General features: G+C 66.9%; 2 protein-coding genes. Both read left to right on the top strand.

Features of this window, described 5'->3' with window-relative positions; translation table 11 throughout:
* Positions 1-938: carboxyl transferase domain-containing protein (locus ABZ656_RS57920; protein ID WP_360280818.1), on the top strand; the 938-nt coding region annotated here is incomplete at its 5' end.
* Between the two features lie 57 nt (positions 939-995).
* A complete protein-coding gene (locus tag ABZ656_RS57915; RefSeq protein WP_067370986.1) occupies positions 996-1,190 on the top strand; it encodes an acyl-CoA carboxylase subunit epsilon in 195 nt (64 codons plus the stop codon).
* The last annotated feature ends 231 nt before the right edge of the window (positions 1,191-1,421 follow it).

Raw genomic sequence — 1,421 nt, 5'->3', positions numbered from 1 at the left:
GTGAGGAGATCACCCAGAACGGGCTCGGCGGCGCCGACGTCCACGCGGAGACCTCCGGTGTCTGTCACTTCGCGTACGACGACGAGGAGACCTGCATCGCGGAGGTCCGCTACCTCCTGTCGATGCTCCCGCAGAACAACCGCGAGAACCCGCCGCACGTGGCCTCGCAGGACCCCGCGGACCGGCGTTCGGACGTCCTCCTGGACCTGGTCCCGGCGGACGGCAACCGGCCGTACGACATGACGAAGGTCATCGAGGAACTCGTCGACGACGGCGACTACCTGGAGGTCCACGAGCGCTGGGCCCGCAACATCATCTGTGCGCTGGCCCGTCTGGACGGCCAGGTGGTGGGCATCGTCGCCAACCAGCCGCAGTCCCTCGCGGGTGTGCTGGACATCGAGGCCTCCGAAAAAGCTGCGCGCTTTGTCCAGATGTGTGACGCTTTTAATATTCCGATCGTCACCCTCCTGGACGTTCCCGGATTCCTGCCCGGGGTCGACCAGGAGCACGGCGGGATCATCAGGCACGGCGCCAAGCTGCTGTACGCGTACTGCAACGCGACGGTGCCGCGGATCTCGCTCATCCTGCGCAAGGCGTACGGAGGTGCCTACATCGTCATGGACAGCCAGTCCATCGGGGCCGACCTCACCTACGCCTGGCCCACCAACGAGATCGCCGTGATGGGTGCGGAAGGTGCGGCCAACGTCATCTTCCGCCGGCAGATCGCCGAGGCCGCCGACCCCGAGGCCATGCGCGTACGCATGGTCAAGGAGTACAAGTCCGAACTCATGCACCCCTACTACGCGGCAGAGCGGGGCCTGGTCGACGACGTCATCGACCCCGCCGCCACCCGCGAGGTGCTGATCCGTTCCCTGGCCATGCTGCAGTCCAAGCACGCGGACCTGCCCTCCCGCAAGCACGGCAACCCCCCGCAGTAACCCTGCGGATCCTCCGCGGTACCGCCGCGGAAACCTCTCTCACGGAGACTGAAACCTATGGACACCCCTGACATCCGCGTCGAGAAGGGCCACGCCGAGCCCGAGGAAGTCGCCGCCATCACGGCCATCCTCCTGGCCCGCGCCGCCGCCCAGCCGGACACCACCCCGACCCATCGTGGCCGTGCGAAAGCCGGCTGGCGCCGTCTGGAGCGCGAGCCCGGCTTCCGCGCCCCGCACAGCTGGCACGGCTAGCCCCCGGCGCCTCAGCAACGGAGAAGGGCCCGCGGGGGGTGGGGGGGGGCCGTGCCGGTGGGGGTGTTGCAGGGGAAAAGAATGGGGGGGCGCGGGCCCCGGGGGGGGGGTCGCCCCTTCGCTGGTGCTTGGGGTGCTATTAGGGTTTTATTTTGGGGTTTTTTTTTTTTAACTTTCTACGTTTGTTTTTTGAGCCTTGTTATCTACGTTGTTGCTCCACCCGGCGCGGGT

The sequence above is a fragment of the Streptomyces sp. NPDC007095 genome, assembly GCF_040634475.1.
Taxonomy (GTDB): domain Bacteria; phylum Actinomycetota; class Actinomycetes; order Streptomycetales; family Streptomycetaceae; genus Streptomyces.
Note: the sequence above shows the minus strand (reverse complement) of the source record. Positions and strands in the feature narration are given on the sequence as shown.

Bases quoted from the DNA above. Each gene is read 5' to 3' on its own strand.
- ABZ656_RS57915 (WP_067370986.1), top strand. From the start codon at position 996: ATGGACACCCCTGACATCCGCGTCGAGAAGGGCCACGCCGAGCCCGAG.